Source organism: Bacteroidales bacterium (assembly GCA_016709865.1).
Lineage (GTDB): Bacteria > Bacteroidota > Bacteroidia > Bacteroidales > VadinHA17 > LD21.
This window is the reverse complement of sequence record JADJLX010000005.1, coordinates 153,519-173,496: the sequence shown is the minus strand read 5'-3', so window position 1 is coordinate 173,496 and position 19,978 is coordinate 153,519. Positions and strand designations below refer to the sequence as shown.

At 40.3% G+C, this 19,978-nt stretch carries 13 protein-coding genes and 1 pseudogene; 8 read left to right on the top strand and 6 right to left on the bottom strand.

The window, feature by feature from the left end; translation table 11 throughout:
* Positions 1 to 65: 65 nt before the first annotated feature.
* Entirely contained in the window at positions 66 to 1,940 is a 1,875-nt protein-coding gene (locus IPJ16_09370) for an ABC-F family ATP-binding cassette domain-containing protein (protein MBK7627383.1), read from the bottom strand.
* 67 nt (positions 1,941 to 2,007) lie between these two features.
* Here IPJ16_09370 and nth point away from each other — a divergent pair, with 67 nt between their 5' ends.
* Positions 2,008 to 2,655 (top strand): endonuclease III, encoded by a 648-nt coding sequence (gene nth / locus IPJ16_09365; GenBank protein MBK7627382.1) that lies wholly within the window; start codon positions 2,008 to 2,010, stop codon positions 2,653 to 2,655.
* Positions 2,656 to 2,746: 91 nt separating this feature from the next.
* Positions 2,747 to 5,956 carry a PAS domain S-box protein gene (locus IPJ16_09360; GenBank protein MBK7627381.1) on the top strand — a complete coding sequence of 1,070 codons (3,210 nt, stop codon included), beginning with the start codon at positions 2,747 to 2,749 and terminating at the stop codon, positions 5,954 to 5,956.
* A gap of 102 nt (positions 5,957 to 6,058) precedes the next feature.
* On the opposite strand, the gene IPJ16_09355 is transcribed toward IPJ16_09360, so the two are convergent.
* Genes IPJ16_09355 through IPJ16_09335 form a run of 5 tightly spaced genes read right to left on the bottom strand, consistent with a single transcriptional unit; the run spans position 6,059 to position 12,290 of the window.
* Entirely contained in the window at positions 6,059 to 7,261 is a 1,203-nt protein-coding gene (locus tag IPJ16_09355) for a hypothetical protein (protein ID MBK7627380.1), read from the bottom strand.
* A gap of 19 nt (positions 7,262 to 7,280) precedes the next feature.
* On the bottom strand, positions 7,281 to 9,878 hold the full coding sequence (locus IPJ16_09350; GenBank protein MBK7627379.1) for a gliding motility-associated C-terminal domain-containing protein: 2,598 nt from the start codon (positions 9,876 to 9,878) through the stop codon (positions 7,281 to 7,283).
* A gap of 7 nt (positions 9,879 to 9,885) precedes the next feature.
* Positions 9,886 to 10,365 (bottom strand): hypothetical protein, encoded by a 480-nt coding sequence (locus IPJ16_09345; protein ID MBK7627378.1) that lies wholly within the window; start codon positions 10,363 to 10,365, stop codon positions 9,886 to 9,888.
* A 53-nt stretch (positions 10,366 to 10,418) separates the two neighbouring features.
* A complete protein-coding gene (gene pyk / locus IPJ16_09340; protein MBK7627377.1) occupies positions 10,419 to 11,849 on the bottom strand; it encodes a pyruvate kinase in 1,431 nt (476 codons plus the stop codon).
* Between the two features lie 3 nt (positions 11,850 to 11,852).
* Positions 11,853 to 12,290, bottom strand: a complete 438-nt coding sequence (locus IPJ16_09335) for a 3-dehydroquinate dehydratase (GenBank protein ID MBK7627376.1) — start codon at positions 12,288 to 12,290, stop codon at positions 11,853 to 11,855.
* 146 nt (positions 12,291 to 12,436) lie between these two features.
* Between IPJ16_09335 and xerD the strand changes: the two genes are divergently transcribed.
* The 6 genes and pseudogenes from xerD to IPJ16_09305 all read left to right on the top strand — a co-directional run bounded on the left by xerD (position 12,437) and on the right by IPJ16_09305 (position 19,943).
* On the top strand, positions 12,437 to 13,336 hold the full coding sequence (gene xerD, locus IPJ16_09330; GenBank protein MBK7627375.1) for a site-specific tyrosine recombinase XerD: 900 nt from the start codon (positions 12,437 to 12,439) through the stop codon (positions 13,334 to 13,336).
* Positions 13,337 to 13,567: 231 nt separating this feature from the next.
* Positions 13,568 to 16,294 carry a pyruvate, phosphate dikinase gene (locus tag IPJ16_09325; GenBank protein MBK7627374.1) on the top strand — a complete coding sequence of 909 codons (2,727 nt, stop codon included), beginning with the start codon at positions 13,568 to 13,570 and terminating at the stop codon, positions 16,292 to 16,294.
* 211 nt (positions 16,295 to 16,505) lie between these two features.
* Positions 16,506 to 18,128 (top strand): phosphoenolpyruvate carboxykinase (ATP), encoded by a 1,623-nt coding sequence (gene pckA, locus IPJ16_09320; GenBank protein MBK7627373.1) that lies wholly within the window; start codon positions 16,506 to 16,508, stop codon positions 18,126 to 18,128.
* Complete coding sequence (gene plsY / locus IPJ16_09315) at positions 18,125 to 18,769, top strand: glycerol-3-phosphate 1-O-acyltransferase PlsY (protein MBK7627372.1); 645 nt, start codon at positions 18,125 to 18,127, stop codon at positions 18,767 to 18,769. Before pckA ends, plsY begins: the two co-directional genes overlap by 4 nt.
* Before the next feature lie 43 nt (positions 18,770 to 18,812).
* Positions 18,813 to 19,391, top strand: coding sequence for a rubrerythrin family protein (locus tag IPJ16_09310; protein MBK7627371.1), 579 nt, complete (start codon positions 18,813 to 18,815; stop codon positions 19,389 to 19,391).
* Positions 19,391 to 19,943 (top strand): annotated as a pseudogene (locus IPJ16_09305) (nitroreductase family protein). Before IPJ16_09310 ends, IPJ16_09305 begins: the two are co-directional and overlap by 1 nt.
* Positions 19,944 to 19,978 lie beyond the last annotated feature (35 nt).

The following is a 19,978-nucleotide window of genomic DNA, read 5'->3' as shown; positions in this document are numbered from 1 at the left end:
ATTGATAAAGTTAAAAAAATCATCTTTATTCTATGCCGGAAACGGAAATTACTGATCCGATTCTGTTACTTTTCACTCAGTTCAAGCCATCTCATCTCCTTTTCATCAAGAATCTTTAGTATTTCTCCATGTCTCAACGATTTCACATATATCTCGTCAGGATTCAGTTTTCCATAACTCATTTCCGTCTCCAGAATCGTTTTTTCAGATTCAAGTGTTTCAATTTCAGCCGATAACATTTCAAACTCCCTTTTCTCTTTGAATGTGAGTCCCGGCTTTTTTTCCTTCCTAACCTTAGACTCTTCTTTCACATCAGTTTCCTGCGCTTTAACCTGTTTGGCTGATGTTGATAGTTTTTCAGCATCCAACTGTTTTTCTCTTAGCTGAGTATAGTTACCAGGGAAATCTTTAATTACACCATCACCCTTATATTCGAAAATATGATCCACGACTTTATCCATAAAATATCTGTCGTGCGAAACTACAATCACGCAGCCCTTGAATCCGGCCAGGTACTCCTCGAGAACATTAAGGGTAAGAATATCCAGATCATTAGTCGGTTCGTCGAGAATCAGAAAATTGGGATTCCTCATGAGTACTGTGAGAAGGTAGAGGCGCCGTTTCTCCCCTCCTGACAATTTTCTTATGAGAGTATACTGTTTCTCGGGAGGAAAGAGAAAATAGTTCATAAACTGCATTATTGAAAGGACTGAACCATCGCTTATAGTTACCTGTTCTGCAATGTTTTTCACTGCATCAATTACAGTCATATCATCATCAAAGTTCATACCCTCCTGACGGTAATAACCAAATACAATGGTCTCGCCTCTTTCAACAGTTCCCTTATCAGGTTCAGTTTGTCCGGTTATTATGTTCAGCAGAGTTGTTTTCCCGGTTCCGTTACGGCCAATGAGGCCCGCTTTCTCAAACCTGTTGAAGAGGTAAGTAAAATCGTTAATTACTTTTTTATCCCCGAATGATTTGCTTATATTTCTCATTTCGAGGATCTTGCCACCCATCCTTGAAATATTGACATTGATATTTATGCTTTTTTCCTCTGTGCGCGTGGCTGCCCTTTCCTTTATTTCGTAAAAAGACTCTACCCTCGATTTCGCTTTATGTCTGCGCGCTTTTGGCATACGTCGCATCCATTCCAGTTCGGTCTTCAGCAGGTTCTTTGCTTTTTCGGTATTTATTTTTGCCGAGTATTCACGGCTTTGCTTCTTCTCAAGAAAATACTCATAGTTACCTTCATACCTATAAAGATCATTATCAGACAGTTCGAGTATAACATTACAAACCCTGTCGAGGAAATATCTGTCGTGAGTCACCATCAGAAGTGTTTTTTTCGACTTCATAAGGTACTCTTCAAGCCACTCTATCATATCAAGATCGAGGTGGTTGGTAGGCTCATCAAGAATAAGAAGATCGGAGTCTTCGACAAGTACCTTGGCCAATGCCACTCTTTTCTTCTGACCACCTGAAAGTGTACCCACAACTGCATTCAGATCGGTTAGTTTAAGTTTGAAAAGTATCTGTTTAACAGCCACTTCATAATCCCATGCTTTATGATCATCCATTCTTTGTATCATCTCCTGCAGCTGTTCCGGGTTTCCTGAAATAAGGCACTCTTCGTATTCTCTGATAGTCTTTACAAGCTCACTGTCAGTTGAAAATAGTTCATCGATAATCTTATTTGAGTCGTTCAGATCTGGAGATTGCTTAAGATAGGCAATATGCAGGCCTCTTTTGATACTCAGAGACCCGCCATCTGGATTCTCGTTGCCGGCAAGTATCTCGAGCATAGATGATTTGCCTGCTCCGTTAACAGCAATAAGAGCTACCTTATCATCTTTATTGATATTAAGACTTATATTCTCAAATAGCAGATTATCTCCTATCCTTCTTCCAATATTTTCTGCCTGCAGGTAACTTATCATGGTTATCATTCAATATGGCGCAAAGATAAAAAGTGTTACCTTAACAGCACTATTATATTTAACTGCAATGACAATAAAGGAAAGATTTAAAAGAACAATTGAATATTTCCAGACTATCAGGCCTGAAGCAGAAACTGAGCTTGTATACAGTGATCCGTTTGAACTGATTGTCGCCGTAATTCTTTCAGCCCAGTGTACCGACAAGAGAGTCAACCAGATAACCCCTGCTCTGATTAAACGATTTCCCGATCCTTATTCAATGGCGGAAGCTACTCAGGAAGAAATATTCAGCTTTATTAAATCATGTTCCTATCCAAATAATAAGGCGAAACATTTACTGGGAATGTCGAGGATGCTGACAGAAAAGTTCGGAGGAAATGTGCCTTCTGATACTGAATTACTGCAGCAACTCCCAGGGGTTGGAAGAAAAACAGCAAATGTTATTGCGTCTGTTGTATTCAGTAAACCGGTAATGGCCGTCGATACACATGTTTTCAGAGTAGCTAACAGGATAGGACTTGCAACAAAAGCAAAAACTCCTTTACAGGTTGAGGAACAGCTTTCAGCCAATATCCCCGATAACCTGATGCATAAGGCACATCACTGGCTGATACTGCATGGAAGATATGTCTGCAAAGCCAGAAAACCACTCTGCAGCCAGTGCGGCCTCACTGAATTCTGCAAATATTATGGTGAAACAATAAAAATGAAATAAATTTTCAATAAAACTGATAAATAAATAATCAATAATCAGTATTTAAATCAATATTTGTTACTTTTAAAAAGTAATTCAAAGGTGCACAGAGATGGATTTTAAAGCCAAATATGAGGATTTGCTGCTCGAAAAACAGAAGCTCGAAAAGGAGCTGGCTGAGTTACGGATAAATAATCCGGGAAGAGATTCTCTGAGCAGAGATATGGCTTTTAGTTTTTTTCATTCTGCATCGTATCTGATGGCTGTAAGTAAACTTGATACAGGTCAGTATGTGGATGTTAACGAGGCATTTCTTAATGCACTGGGCTACAATAAAGAAGAAATTATAGGGCATACCTCCGATGACATCCAGATATTTACTGATTTTGAAGAGAGTAATAAATATATCAAACTAATATCAAGGCTAAAGAAGATCAAGTCTTATCCGGTAACACTTAAATCAAAAACAGGACAGGAAAAACAGTACCTCTTCTCTGCAGAAACTATTACGCTCAACGATGAAGTTTATCTTTTAACTGTATACAATGAAGTAGAGAGCACTAAAAACAAAAAAATAAAAGAGAGTCAGGGAAGTGTTCTTGATGAAATTTTTGAAACAGTAAGCAGTTATCTGGCATTATACAGTATTGGAGAAGATAACAAGCTTTACATAATCGATCTGAACAATAAGGTTGAAGCTGTTGAATTTGTAAGGAAAGATGATGTCATTGGCAAATGTATTGAAGAGACTACCCTGATACACCGGGTTAAACTTGTCGAACTCCTTAATCACATAAGGATAACAGGAGAAGCTCATAAGCTGTCTGCATCCGAAAGCGGTGACGATACCGAAGGTTACTACATGGGATTTCCTCTCACATCCGGAAATATCGTAATAACCTGGGAACCGGGAAATAAGCAGAAGAACCTTGATGACTTTTACAAACAGGGAATTGTTTTTGAGAAGGTTGCTGAGATGCTTCCGGAGATGATCTATGAGGTAGACGTCACAGGAAGAGTATTATATGGGAACAAGCGCGGGATGGATTTTTTCGGGTATACAAAGAGCGACATTGAGAAAGGTGTACACATTTCAGAACTGTTCCCTGACAGTTATCTTCAGATGATAGAAAATCTGAAGTCGCTGAAATCTCCTCAAGCCACTTCAAGCAATGAGTATATAGCCCGGAGAAAGGATGGTTCAAAAGTACCGATTGTAACACACTCATTTGCAACTTTCCTGAATGATAAAATAATTGCCTACAGAGGCGTTGTTACCGATATCAGCAAGCAAAAAGAGTATGAGAATCAGATCATCCGGGAGAAAGCTTTTCTGGAACATCTGTATAACTCAACTCCGGCAGCAATAGCAATCACAAGTGCTTCAGGGATAATATCGATGGTAAACAGAGAGTTTACCAATCTTTTCGGTTTTACTCCTGAAGAAGCCGTTAATAAAAACGTAAACGACCTTGTTGTTCCTGATAATCTATTAGATGAAGCAAGGGAAATAGACAGAAATGCCTCCCTGAATAAAAGCAATGTCATACAAACTGTCAGAAAAAACAAATCAGGAAACCAGATCCATGTTTCTCTTGTAGCAACATCTATTATAATCAATAATGAGGTTGTAGCCCACCTAGGAATATACAGGGATATAACATCTGAAAGAAAAGGGCAGCTTGTACAGGAAATACTTTATAATATCTCAACAGCTGCACTGAAACAGTACGACATAAAGGAGATATATCCTATAATAGTCAATGAGTTAGGAAAGATATGGGATACCAATAATTTCTTTATTGCCCTTTACGACAATGCATCTGAAACATTATCACTGCCTTTCTTTGCAGATGAGAAGGACAACTTCTACGAAATACCGACAAAGAGTACAATTACCGGCTGGGTAATACATAAGGATAAATCGGTACTTCTGAAAGAGAGCGACCTAAAAGTCCTTGAAGAAGCGGGTGAAATTGAGCTTGTCGGTACTCCATGCAAAGTATGGATGGGTGTTCCTCTGAAGGTAGAGAATAGCATTATCGGGGTGATGTGCCTTCAGGATTATAATGATGAAAACAAGTTTTCTCAGGATGACCTTTATGTGCTTGATTTTATTGCCAATCAGATAGCAATTGCACTTCAGAGAAGAATGATGCTGGATAATCTCATAACAGCCAGACAAAAAGCTGAAGAGGCTGCTCAATCCAAACAGATCTTCATGTCGACTATGAGCCATGAGATCAGAACACCTCTGAATGAGGTGATTGGAATAACAAACCTTCTTCTGCAGGGAAATCCCAGAGAAGATCAGATGGACTTTATTAAAACACTGAAATTTTCAGGTAACCATCTTCTGACACTTGTAAACGATGTACTCGATTACAATAAAATGGAATCGGGAAAGATAGTATTTGAACAGACACAGTTCAACCTCAGTGATTTTCTTGATGAGATAATGAGATCCTACTCTTTCAGATCCAAAGCAAAACATCTGAATTTTGCGATTAAGAAAGAGGACAATGTTCCGGTTGAAGTTATCGGAGATCCGATTAGACTGAATCAGATACTATCTAACCTTCTTTCAAACGCACTCAAATTCACCAATGCAGGCAGTATAACCGTAACCTTAAATGAGCTGGAACGCAAAGGGAATCAGTCAAAAATCGAGTTTGCTGTAACAGATACAGGTATCGGGATCCCCAGAGATAAACACTCTATGGTATTCGACAGTTTCACACAGGCATCGCCTGATACCACAAGGCATTTCGGAGGGACAGGTCTTGGCTTGGCTATATGCAAGAAACTAATTGAATTACAGGGTGGTACTATAACTCTTGAAAGTGAACCTGATAAAGGATCCACTTTCAGATTTATTATCAAACTGGGGGTCCCGGAAAAATCCGGAAAAGCTCAGACTGCCGATGTGATTGAAAACTATTCCGGGCTTGAGGGAAAAAGGATCCTTGTTGCAGAGGATAACAAGATAAACTTCTTTGTAGCCAATAAATTCCTCGTCGGGTGGGGCATAAAGGTAACTCATGCAGAAAACGGACAGCTTGCTCTGGATGAGCTGGAAAAAAACGATTACGATCTGATCCTTATGGACTTGCATATGCCTGTAATGGATGGTATAGAGGCAACTAGGATTATTCGGAATTCTGAAATCCCCAAAATAAAAAACATACCTATTGTTGCTCTCACTGCAGCTATAATGTCGGAAAGTCACGACAAGATCGATGATCTGAAGATTAATGACTATGTTCTGAAACCCTTCAAACCACATGATCTGTTTGACAGGATCAGGAAGCATATAAGGTGAGGGCACAGGGCACAGAAGCGTAAAGCGTAAAGCGTAAAGCGTAAAGCGTAAAGCGTAAAGCGTAGAGCGTAGAGATCCATACTTTACGCTATACGCTATACGCTATTTTATGCAAAACTTGCTGATATATTCCGATGCTTTCTTGTTTCCCATGCTGAATGATTTTCTGAAATCGTGACAGGCATCATCAGACTTACCTGAGTTGAGAAGTGATATTCCCTTATTGAGCCAGGCATCGGGATTACCCGGATTCAGGTCGAGCGACATTGCGTAGTCATTGATTGCCCATTCCCATGATTTCGAAACAAAGTAGGAATTTGCCCTGTCGATATAACACTCTGCATCATTGGGATGGAGCTTAAGATTTTCCGAGAAATACTTAAGTGCATTCAGATTATCACCCGATGCTGATTCGGCTTTACCTGCCATACTTAATGCTGTCTTGTCGGCCGGATAATAAATGAGATATTTCCTGAGATCTGAAAGTGCTTTATCATTCTCGCCTGTTTTCATATAACAGCCTGCCCTAAGGACAAATAATTCAGCATCAGCAACGTCCGCATCGATGAGCTGAGAATAAGTAATGGAAGCACCTGAAGGATTTGAACCAGAAAACTGTGCTTTTGCAAGCAGGCGAAGATATTTTTCATTCCCCGGATTACTCTTCAACAGCACTGTTAATTTATTAACAGCATCCTGATTTTTTCCCGATGAAAGGCTAATTAAGGCATCGGCATAAATCAATTCATCATTACCGGGATACTCCTTTTTCAGCTCTGAGAGAATTGCAGCTGATTCATCAGTTTTATGTAAGGTGAGAGAATATTCAATCTCGGCTATTCCCTCCTCGACATCTGAATACCAGTCCTTTTGCCAGAACAGACGCCATTCAGGCCTGTTTTCAATACCTGTAAAAGCCGGATCGAGCATTATTTCTTTTTCCTTCTTCCTGTAAGCCGATTTCATGCTCAGTTCGAGATGATACAACGCAGTTTTGGCATCACCTTTTATTGCATAGATCCTGGCAAGTCCATAATCGCCGGAATTTGGAGACAATTTGTTAGCGTTGTTATAGTCGTTTATAGCATCAGAATAATCACCTTTTAAGATATTTGCAGCTGCCCGTTCGGTGTAGAGCCGGCTATCCTTCATTTCTTCAACTGCTTTATTAAGATAACCTATAGCTATCTCTGGCCTTCCCTCTGACTCAGCTGCCCTTGCTTTAAGCAAATAATCAACAACCTGCTGGCCACTCACAGCAACTGACAGAATAAGCAGGAATATAAGGTTAATAATCTTCTTCATTTTGAATCAGGATTCAGAATCATTTCGTTAATATCGGTTTTGCATCAGCTTCAGTAATTACATGTACAAAACCTGAAAGATGGAATTGCTCCAGTCCGGTTATTCGTCTTTCGAACACATCGCACTGATAGAAATATACTCCGGGAGAGACAATCTTTCCTTTGTACGTTCCATCCCAGTTTATCTTTGGCTCCTCAGTTCGGAATAATAATAATCCATTCCTGTTAAACAACGAAAAATCAATTTTCTCAACCAGTCCTGATGTCTTGGCAACAAGCCTGTCGTTTATATCATCACCATTAGGTGTGAACACATTAGGAATCTCATAAAAATTACAGGAGTCGATACAAACCATTACTGATTTAAGTCCCTCATTACCTTTGGAATCATATGCAGATACAGCATAACAACCGGCTACAACCTCACCGGGAAAATGCTTATAAGATTGTATAAGCTTATCCGGAAGATCAGCCAGAAGAGTAAGGTTTTCCTGTGAAGTCATCTTATAATATAGTCTGTACCCAGCCACATCGCCGATACAAAGAGGATCTGAAAACGACCAGGAAATTTTGTTATACAGACTGTCGCACTGGGTTTTAACATCAATCAATGGAGTACACGGCGGCTCATTATCTACCGGAGTTGTACAGGCAATTTCAGAATAGTTAATAAGATTCTTTGGCATACTCTCACCCATATACTCACCAACTGATTTTACTTTATAACAGTATTGTTTCCCGTTCTCAAGTCCGTTATCAACAAATGTCAACAGGTTAGTAGTACCAACTGAATCATAAACCAATGTTACTTCATTCAATCTGTAAACATCGTATCTAGTATTTATCCATGGAACATTACGGCTTATAGTGAGTCTTGCCTTCCTGTCACCTGGCTCAACACTCAAAAGCAGTGATGAAGCAATTGAAGGTTCAGGGATAGGATTTTCATTATTCAATATCTCAATTTTATAAATGTAAGCTTTTGACTGAGTATTAATCAAAGTATCGGTATAGATAGTATCGTTAAGAGTTAAAGTTGGCAACGATGGAATTGGAGTATAATTCGTAGCAGTAATACCTTCAGCTCTATAAATCATATATCTGAAAGGTCCGCCGGTAAGTAAAGTATCAGGTTTCTGCCATGCTAAATAAACAGATCCGTTCAGAGGGTTGGTGGTACTGACACTAACATTTTTAATTAATACTAAACCAGAAATAAGTGATGACTTAATCTCGTTCGATGCTTTACTTTCAGTTCCATTCGGATAAACAGCAACTATCCTGTAAACGTACTCTTTACCAAATTGCAGACCCTGTCCATTATCTGTATCAGAATATGAAGTAGTTGAACTGCCTCCGATATAACCTACCTTAACGAAACCGGTAGAAGATGGTACCCCTGAAGTACATGAATCAGGTTCAAATGTAGTTGCCCCTTCCCTTCTGTAAATGCTGAATCCTGAAATTACATTCGTTCCGTAATTCTGCCATGTAAGTCTTATGAGCTTACCTTCCGGTACTGCGTTTATTATCTTTGGTGAGGGACCCAGAACCTTAATCTTCATATTATCGATGTCGGATAATTTGAGCTCGGTATTGTAATCGTCCGATTTGAAAATAACATCATATGGCTGGTTTCTGACAGCATCATGGCATGGTGTCCATTGAAAATGGGAAGAAGCAAAACCTGCAACTGAATCAATTTTGGTAAATGTTGCAGGGCATGACCCAAGCTTAAAGATACCTGATGTTGCCATTAACCCTATTTTATCAAGATTTGCATCTGTCGCAGAGAATATAAAATCCACCATTTGACCTGCCTCTACGCAATAATCTCTGAGAGTGCTGTTAACAGGTGGCTTATTATCAGTATTATATACCTCAATCTGCATGTCCCTTACAACTGCTCCGATTTTTTTACCATTACGCCATTCCTGAATCTCCATAGCAACATTGAACTTACCGGTATCGGCTGGAGTGTCCCAGATCAGGTCACCCGAAATGGAATCTACCCTTATTGATTTTGTTGCCGGAGGAAGTGTATAGTTTTCAATCGGCTTTCCATCTTCCCTTGTACAAACAGTCATCTGATATGACAGACTATCCCCGTCGGGATCGTAGGCAGCAGGATTGTGAATAAAGACATATCCGAAAGCAGCTTTATCGTACGGCGGATTTAAGAGCACCGGAGTGCTGTTTCGTCCCATTGCCGGATTAACAATGAGTAATGTTGACATTGAAAAAACAACATTCACTGAATTTGGAATATTCTTTACACCGGCATTCCTGTTAGGATCCTGTACAACAATTTTATAAACACTTGGTCCGGGATAAGTATGGACTATTTTGTAAATATTTTTCTGATAAAGGTTAGGGAGAATAACTTTGCTTACCCTTGGCGCAATTGAAGTTGTATTATCGCCCCATTCCACATCAAGTTTATCCCTGTCGGCAAAACTAAGTGTATAAGTAAAAGTGGTTATTGTTATTTCATAAGAGAGATCAGAAAGCTGGACATAGGTTATTTCACCTGCACGGTTATGTGTAGCATATGTGCTTACAAAACAGAAGGATAAGAGTAGTGTAAGAAAATATTTGTATGGAATGGAATTTTTCACGCTGAATTTATTTTATTTTAAAAGTCTTTTCAGTTAAATCAGGAGTAAGCTTAACTCCCTCTTCAAAATCATTTATCCTGACAACCAGCATATTAGCCTGATCTGAATAGAGACCTGTCATAATCAGGTTTTTCACAGTCACTGTTCTCGGCTTTTTACTGTTTCTGTAAGAAAGATTCATACTGATCTCATTATCTGCTACATTCAGGTTCTGCAATCTGGCAACCAATTGTTTTTCGTTAACTCTCAGAACAATTTTATCATTAATATATTTTTCCAGAATCTCAACAGAGGCTGGATTATCACCTGAAAACTTTTCATCCTTAATCAGGGAACCATTCATCCTGCAATCAACCAGAAAATCGTCGAAATACATCCTGACAAACATCTTAAAATCTACTGTCTCAGGAACATATTCGATACTGGTCAGAGTAACATGAACCGGATGAAAAGTGATCCATACTGAAAAGAACAAAAGCTTAAGCATACATTTTCATATTCAGTCATGAATAAATCCTCAAAAATCAGACCAATTCTTCATTAATCAGTAATGTTTACACGGTCCTTAAGATACTGTACCGATCCGACTTCAATAAATGAGAAACCGGAACCTCCTGAAAAATTACCTGCAAGCACTACAATAATATCGTCCTTATTCAGATTATGAGTCTTAACAAGGTTCTTCAAAGCAATATGTATAAACTCATCAACAGAAGATTTACGCTCCTGGTAACTGGCATAAACTCCATACGACAAAGCCATTTCCCTCATTGTATTCTTAGAGTAGCACTGTGCAAGAATCAGGTTAATTCCGCGATAGGAAGCCATATCCCTGATAGTTCTTCCCCCGGTTGTGTCGGCAATAATTCCCCTTGCGCCTATTCTGAATGCAGTTTTAACCGCGACTTTTGCCAGATATGCAGATATTTCGCCTGTAACATTAAGATAAGGTATATCAAGAAACTTCTCTTTATTCTTTTCCACCTCCAGAGCAACCTTTGTCATTGTTTTTACCGATTCAACAGGGTATTTGCCATTCGCTGTCTCGCCGCTCAGCATTATGGCATCGGTCTGGGAATAAATGGCACTTGCTATATCGCTAACCTCCGCCCTTGTTGGCCGGGGATTGTTAATCATTGAATGAAGCATCTGGGTAGCGACAATTACCGGTTTTCTGCTGATGATACATTTATTGATTATCATTTTCTGAATACCGGGGATCTTTTCATAAGGGATCTCAATGGCAAGATCACCCCTGGCAACCATTATGCCGTAAACATTATCGAGGATATCATCAAGGTTATCCACCCCTTCCTGATTCTCAATCTTGGCAATGATTTTTATTTCACTGTTATGCTGCTTCAGAACTTCCTTAACATCAAGCACATCCTGTTTTGAACGGACAAATGAATGGGCAATGAAGTCAACACCGTTATTTGCTGCCATCTCAAGGAAAGCCCTGTCCTTATCTGTAAGTGAAGGCAGATTGATTTTTGCTCCCGGAATGTTAACACTTTTTCGCGAACCCAGAGTTCCGTCATTCTCGATCAGACACTCAAGTGCATTTCCATGTTTTTTAAGAACCTTCAGTTCAAGCTCACCATCATCTATCAATATAACAGAACCAAGAGGAATATCTGATGAAAAAGTCCTGTAGCTGACATGAATTCCTTCGTTTGAACTCTTTTTATCAGGATCGCCGATCAGATTTATCTTATTGCCTTTTTTAAGCTCAATTGGTGCATCACATATTGTTGTCCTAATCTCCGGGCCTTTTGTGTCGAGAAGAATTGCTATGTTGTCAGATACTTCGCGTGTGTTTTTTATAATTTTAAGTGCTCCTTCGATACTCAGATGTGCCGAATTAATCCTTATAACATCCATTCCTGCTTCATAGAGCTCTTTTATAAAAGTTACGTCACAGTTCTTATCGGAAATAGTTGCTACAACCTTTGTTCTTTTTCTGTTCATATATTAAATTTTCTTATTGTTATTCATTTCAATTAATGCTTCAACGGCAAGTCTGTAGCTGTCAAGACCAAAACCCGAGATACTTCCGGCACACTTCATTCCGATAAGACTTGTTTTTCTGAAGTCCTCGCGGGCTGCTATATTAGTTATATGTACTTCTATTACTGCAGTTTTGACAGAAGCAATTGCATCGGTAATGGCTACTGAAGTATGAGTATAGCCTCCGGCATTAAGGATTATTCCGTTGTATGAAAAACCTACCTTATGTATTTCATTAATAATTTCACCCTCAACGTTTGACTGGAAATAATCAATAATTATAAAAGGAAAACGTTCTTTCAGCACCACGAGATATTCCTCGAATGAAGAATGACCATATTTCTCCGGTTCTCTCCTGCCCAGAAGATTGAGATTTGGTCCGTTAATAATTAATATTTTCATCTGATAATGAATTTACTACAGCTATCGTAATTTTAAAGGCAAACTTTTTTTAAATAACGGTAAAAATAGACAAAAAATATTTAAGGGAGACAACTTAAGAAGGTTCTGTAAGTTTGTGTTACTTTGTTATTATAAATCGACAAAGAATGAGTCTGAACTGGAAACAATCATTCAGGAATTTTGAAACATACCTCCGGCTTGAAAAATCTTTGTCGGAAAACAGTGTTGATGCTTATATGAATGATGTCTCAAAGCTTGAGAAATATTTTACTGAAACCAAAACAGGAATCACTCCGGCAGCAGTATCATACTCAGATCTTAAGGAATTCCTTATATGGTATGGAGAAGATAATAAAAACTCCAGGACACAGTCGAGAGTGCTTTCAGGGATCAGGGCGTTTTACAGATTCCTGCTTATTGAGGGGGAGATAGAAGAGAATCCTGCCACCCTGATTGAATCGCCGAAGATAGGACTGAAACTTCCTGAGATCCTCTCTGTTATTGAGATTGACCTTATGATTGATGCCATCGACCTGAGCAAACCTGACGGTCACAGAAATAAGGCCATAATCGAAACGCTCTACGGATGCGGGCTGCGTGTATCAGAGCTTGTAAATCTGCGTCTCACCGACATACATTATGGCGAGGGATATGTAATAGTAACAGGAAAAGGAAATAAGCAGAGGCTTGTACCTGTGAGCGGCAAAGCATTGAAAGAGATTGATATATACAAACAGGACAGGAATGCCCTGACAGTAATTAAGGATCAGAACGTGCTTTTTCTCAACAGGCGCGGATCAAAACTTACAAGAGCCATGATTTTCACAATAATCAAGGATCTGGCAGCGAAAGCCGGAATAAGGAAGAATATTAGTCCTCACACCTTCAGGCACTCTTTTGCCACACATATGATTGAGGCAGGGGCTGATCTGAGGGCAGTACAGGAGATGCTTGGACATGAGTCGATACTTACCACCGAGATTTATACTCATATTGAAAGGAGTTATCTGAGGGATACGCTTATTATGTTTCATCCGAGGGCGTGAGCCCAGCCACCGCCCCCCAGCCCCCTAAAGGGGGAGTTGGCCGGTTTTAGAAGTCCCCTTTAGGGGATTTAGGGGCAAAAAAATAATGGGCAAAAGTCATTTTAAAAAGATGATCCAAATGTTAAAAAAAGTTATCATTTCAACCCATTTCTGAAATTCAATTTAAATCATTAACTTTGCGACTTATTTTGCAAAATCAATAATTTAATTTATCTCAAATCAATAAAAATTATGTCACAAGTTAAAAGAGTCTACTCCTTTGGAAAGAAATCTGCAGAGGGTAAAGCTGATATGAAAAACCTTCTCGGAGGTAAAGGCGCCAACCTTGCAGAAATGTGCCTGCTTGGTCTGCCGGTACCAGCTGGTTTTACAATCACTACCGAAGCCTGTAATGAGTACTACAAGAATGATTGTACTCTTCCTAAAGAACTGATGCCTGAAGTATGGGCAGCGATGAAGAAAACTGAAGAGGCTATGAACATGAAATATGGTGATGCTGAGAATGCATTACTTGTATCATGCCGTTCAGGTGCCCGCAGCTCTATGCCTGGTATGATGGATACAGTTCTTAACATCGGACTTTGTTCAGCTACGATTCCCGGTTTCCTGAAAAAAACAAACAATCCACGTTTTGTTTATGACTCATACCGTCGTCTTATTATGATGTACGCTGACGTCGTAATGGAAAAAGCTGAAGGTATTGATCTTGGCGAAGGTAAAGGAATACGTAAGCAGCTTGATGAGAAACTTGATGAATTTAAAAAACATAAAGGATACAAGTCCGACACTGAGATTTCAGCAGAAGAACTTAAGACTCTTGCTGAAGAATTCAAGGCTATAGTATTAAAAGCCCTCGGCAAACCTTTCCCCGACGATGCAAAAGAACAGCTTGAAGGTTCAATCAAAGCTGTATTCAAGAGCTGGAACGGTAAGAAAGCTGTATCATACCGTCGTATTGAAGGTATTCCTGATGATTGGGGAACAGCTGTTAACGTTCAGGCAATGGTATTCGGTAACATGGGCGATACATCAGCCACAGGTGTTGCTTTCACACGTAACCCTGCAACCGGTGAGAACCTTTTCTATGGCGAATGGCTTGTGAATGCACAGGGCGAAGACGTTGTAGCAGGTATCCGTACCCCGAGTCCGCTTAACGATGACACAAAAAATGATCAGAACAGACATCTTCACAGTATGCAGGAAGCTATGCCAGGTACTTACAAAGAACTATGGGATATCCGCAATATACTTGAGAAGTCGTTCCGCGACATGCTTGATATAGAATTCACAATTCAGGAAGGTGTACTTTATATGTTACAGTGCCGTGCTGGTAAGAGAACCGGTACCGCAGCCCTTAACATGGCGATGGACATGCTTCATGAAAAACTTATTGAAGAGAAAACTGCTGTTATGCGCGTAGATCCTGCACAGCTCGATGAGCTTCTGCACCCGATTTGCGACCCGGCTGTTGAGAAAAAACATACACCTGCAGTTAAAGGTCTTCCCGCTGGTCCGGGTGCTGCTGTAGGTAGAGTGGTATTCAATGCTGAAGATGCAGTTGCATGGTTCCGTAAAGGTGAAAAAGTTATTCTTCTCCGTGAAGAGACTAATCCTGAAGACGTTGAAGGTATGCGCGCTGCAGAAGGTATCCTTACCGCCCGCGGTGGTATGACTTCACATGCTGCACTTGTTGCACGCGGATGGGGTAAATGCTGTATTGTAGGTGCCGGTGCTCTTCATGTTGATGCTGGAAAGAAAATCTGCAAAATATCAGGTTCTGATGTAGTTATTAAAGAAGGTGACTTCCTTACACTCAACGGAACAAAAGGTTTCGTATATATTGGAGCTCTTACACTTATGGATGCTTCTGAAAACCCGCGTTTCAAGGAATTCATGTCGATTGTTGACAAATTCCGTAAAATGGGTGTCCGTACAAACGCTGAAACACCTGAAGATGCATTAATAGCACGCAGCTACGGTGCCGAAGGTATCGGACTTTTCCGTACAGAGCATATGTTCTATGGTAAAGGTTCAGAGCAGCCTCTTTTCCTTCTCCGTAAGATGATTCTCAGCGCAAACGAAACAGAGCGCCGTAAAGCACTCGACGAACTGTTCTCATTTGTTAAGAAAGATATGAAAGCCACTATGGCTGCTATGGACGGACTTCCTGTAACATTCAGGCTTCTTGATCCGCCTCTTCATGAGTTTGTACCACAGGGTGCAGAGAAACAGGAAGAGCTTGCAAAAGCACTTGGAATTAAAAAAGAAGACGTTGCAAAACGTGGCGAAGCACTTCACGAATCAAACCCGATGATGGGACACCGCGGAGTACGTCTTGGTATTACTTTCCCTGAAGTAACTGAAATGCAGATCAGAGCAATGCTTGAGTCTTCAGTTGAACTTCTTAAAGAAGGTAAGAAACCTTATCCTGAATTAATGGTTCCTGTTACCTGCGAAGTTGCAGAACTTGACTATACAAAGAAAGTATATGACAAAGTATATGCAGAAGTTTGCGCTAAATTCGGTGTAAAAGAGATCTCATGCAAATACGGAACTATGATCGAAATTCCACGTGCATGTCTGCTCGCTGACCGTATGGCGAAAACCGCTGAGTTCTTCTCATTCGGTACAAACGACCTTACTCAGATGACATTCGGATTCAGCCGTGATGATACAGGCGGATTCCTTCATGATTATCTTGACAAGAAAATTCTTGCTTCTGATCCATTCCAGACAATTGATCAGGATGGCGTTGGACAGCTTATCAAGATGGCAGTTGAGAAAGGTCGCGCAACCAGACCGGATCTTAAAGTTGGTATCTGCGGTGAACAGGGCGGTGATCCTGCATCAGTAGAATTCTGTTTCAAGGCAGGCTTAACATATGTAAGCTGCTCTCCTTTCAGGGTTCCTATTGCAAGACTTGCTGCTGCACAGGCTTCAATTAAATATGGTAAATAACCACTATTTATAAATAAGAAAAGGGTTCTGCCAGAAGCGGGACCCTTTTTCTTTTCATGACTGCCCTAATTTATCAGGACTTAAAAAATCCATAACCAACTTGTATAATTAAGACCTCTGATATGATAAATACCCTATCCTCCATCAGGTTTTAATTCAAAAAATAGAGCTATATTTCGGCATCTTTCAAGTTTCAACGAATTTTCCAGGGATGATTAGCCAACAGGACTTACTGCAATACGGAATAAAGGAGGTTACAGAGATACTTTATAATCCATCGTATAACCAGCTTTTTGCTGAGGAGACAAAACCAGGTTTGACCGGGTGTGAAAAAGGTATAATTACAAGAAGCGGTGCTATTGCAATTGACACAGGTGTTTTCACCGGAAGGTCTCCAAAAGATAAATATGTTGTCTTCGATGACAAAACAAAAGATACTGTCTGGTGGCGATCTGAAAAGGCCAAGGTCTCAGATAACAAGCCAATTACACCTGAAATATGGAACCATTGTAAAAATCTGGCTGTTAAACAATTAACAGGCAAAAGACTCTTTGTAATAGATTGTTTTTGCGGAGCTAATGAGAATTCAAGATTAAGTGTGAGATTTATTGTTGAAGTAGCCTGGCAGGCACATTTCGTTAAGAATATGTTCATCAGGCCTGATCAGAATGAACTCGACAATTTCAAGCCTGACTATGTTGTTTTAAATGCCTCTAAAGCCACTAATCCCGACTGGCAGTCACAGGGACTTAATTCCGAAAACTTCATAATGTTCAACCTAACCGAGGGCATGACAATTATAGGCGGCACCTGGTATGGCGGCGAGATGAAAAAAGGAATCTTCTCAATTATGAATTACTATCTGCCTCTCAGGGGAATAGCATCGATGCACTGCTCTGCGAATGTAGGCAAAGACGGAAATACTGCTATATTCTTCGGCCTCTCGGGGACAGGAAAAACAACTCTTTCCACCGATCCTGACAGGGCACTTGTAGGCGACGATGAACATGGATGGGATGATGATGGTGTTTTTAATTTTGAAGGGGGCTGTTATGCAAAATGCATTAACCTGAGCAAGAAAAATGAGCCCGACATCTATAATGCAATCAGGCGGGATGCACTGCTTGAGAATCTGGTCATTTTATCGGATGGAACAATTGATTTCAATAATAATTCAAAAACTGAAAACACACGTGTCTCTTATCCGATCTATCATATAGACAATATAGTAAAGCCGGTATCAAAAGCAGGACACGCGAAGAAAGTAATCTTCCTTACTGCTGATGCTTTCGGAGTTTTACCTCCTGTAAGCCGGCTTACTGAAGAGCAGACAAGATACTATTTTCTAAGTGGTTACACTGCAAAAGTTGCCGGTACCGAGAGAGGGATTAAAGAACCTGTTCCCTCCTTCTCCACATGTTTCGGGGGAACTTTCCTTATGCTCGATCCTTTGGTATACGCTAACGAGCTGACCTGCAAAATGAAGATTCATCATGCAGAAGCCTGGCTTGTAAATACCGGATGGATGGGCGGTCCGTACGGATCGGGAACCAGGATAGATCTGCCCTCAACACGACTGATCATTAACGCCATACTTAATGATACAATAACAGACTGCGAATTCAACACGCTGCCAATCTTTAATCTGAGTATCCCATCAAAAGTTGACGGAGTGGATGATAAAATACTGGATCCTTCAGAAGCATGGGAAACACCATCCAAATGGCATGTGGCGGCTACAGATCTGGCTTTTAAATTCATTAATAATTTCAGTAAGTTTAACACAAATAAAGAGACTGCAAAACTGGCAGATTTTGGACCAAAAATCTCGTGAGTATGGTAATCACAATTACGGCATTTCTACTCGCCTATCTGATTGGTTCCCTTCCCTCAGCGGTATGGATCGGAAAGTGGTTTCACAATATTGATGTAAGAGAACACGGAAGTGGTAATGCAGGGGCAACAAACGTAATACGAGTGCTAGGATGGAAAACAGGAATTCCTGTTTTACTTATCGACGTTGCAAAGGGTGCACTGGCTACTCTTCTCCCTGTTTTCTTTAAGCTTGCCGAACCTGAGAGCCCGCTTCTGATCAACTATCAGATTATTGCCGGAGTCACTGCAATTCTCGGACATGTATTCCCGGTTTTTGCCGGATTCAGGGGCGGTAAAGGAGTTGCAACAATATTCGGGGTCCTGCTGGCACTTCATCCTCTTCTTACTGTAAGCTGTATGGGAGTTTTTCTGATAGTTCTGTTAATAACTGGCATAGTATCGGTCTCGTCGATGACAGCTGGTCTTGCATTTCCTGCCTTCCTCTTATTACTTTTCGACTCACCATCTGTAATTTTCAAAATGTTTTCAGTTGTTGTGGCAATTGCCTTGATAATAACGCACAGGAAAAACATAGAACGACTGATGAAAGGGGAAGAGAAGAAACTTTTTAAATTTGGGAAGAAGGAAAAAATTTCATAATATTATGTACCAATCAATCAACTAATCATAAAACCCAATCAAAATGGAAAAGAGTATTAAAGGATCGAAAACCGAGAAGAACCTGCTGAAGGCATTTGCCGGAGAATCGCAGGCGAAAAACAGGTATGAGTTTGCAGCCAAGGTTGCAAAAGAAGAAGGCTATGAGCAAATTGCGGGGATCTTTCTTGAAACAGCTCTTCAGGAGCAGCAGCATGCCAAGAGATTCTTTAAGTTTCTTGAGGGAGGAATGGTTGAGATCACTGCATCATATCCTGCCGGCAAGATTGATACAACAAAAGGAAACCTTTCTGCTGCAGCTGAGGGCGAACATGAAGAGTGGAGTGATCTTTATCCTGAATTTGCCAGGATAGCTGAAGAAGAGGGATTTAAGACTGTTGCAACAGCTTTCAAGGCAATTGCAGCCGCTGAAAAAGGACACGAAGAGAGATACAGGAAACTTCTTGAGAACGTAATGCAGGATAAAGTATTTCAGCGCGATGATAAAGTGTTCTGGTATTGCAGAAAATGCGGTTACATTCATTTCGGAACAAAGCCGCTGAAGAATTGTCCGGCTTGCCTGCATCCTGAAAGCTATTTCGAACTTCTTGCTACAAACTATTAATGGCAGAGGCAAAAGAGATACTTGATCTGATAAAGAGCAGGCAGAGCGACAGAAAATACAGCAATAAGCCGATAGAGCAGGAAAAGCTCGACAGGATAATAGAGGCCGGAAGAATGGCCCCTTCGGCCTGTAATGCTCAGCCGTGGAAATTCATTATTGTTACTGATCCTGACCCTGGTGGCAAGAGTTGCGGAGGCTGCAACTGCTCCCTTATTGGGTATGAATACCTTCGTTTCACAGGCTCCGGTTCAGATAGTTATTGTGAGGGAAAAACCAAACCTGACCTCGAAAATCGGGGCCAGTATCAAAGACAAGGATTATTCACTTATTGATATCGGTATTGCATCTGAGAATATCTGTCTGCAGGCTAAGGCTGAAGGTATTGGCTCATGCATGCTTGGATGGTTTGATGAACCCCTGGTAAAAAAATTGCTCGGTGTTCCTAAATCCAAACGTGTTGAGCTGATCATTACACTTGGTTATTCACTCAGCGACCAAAGGGAAAAAAGAAGGAAACCCGCTGAAGATACAGTTTCATATAATAAGTACTAATTCTCTTTTTTGCAAGTTTTATTTTTACCGCAGAG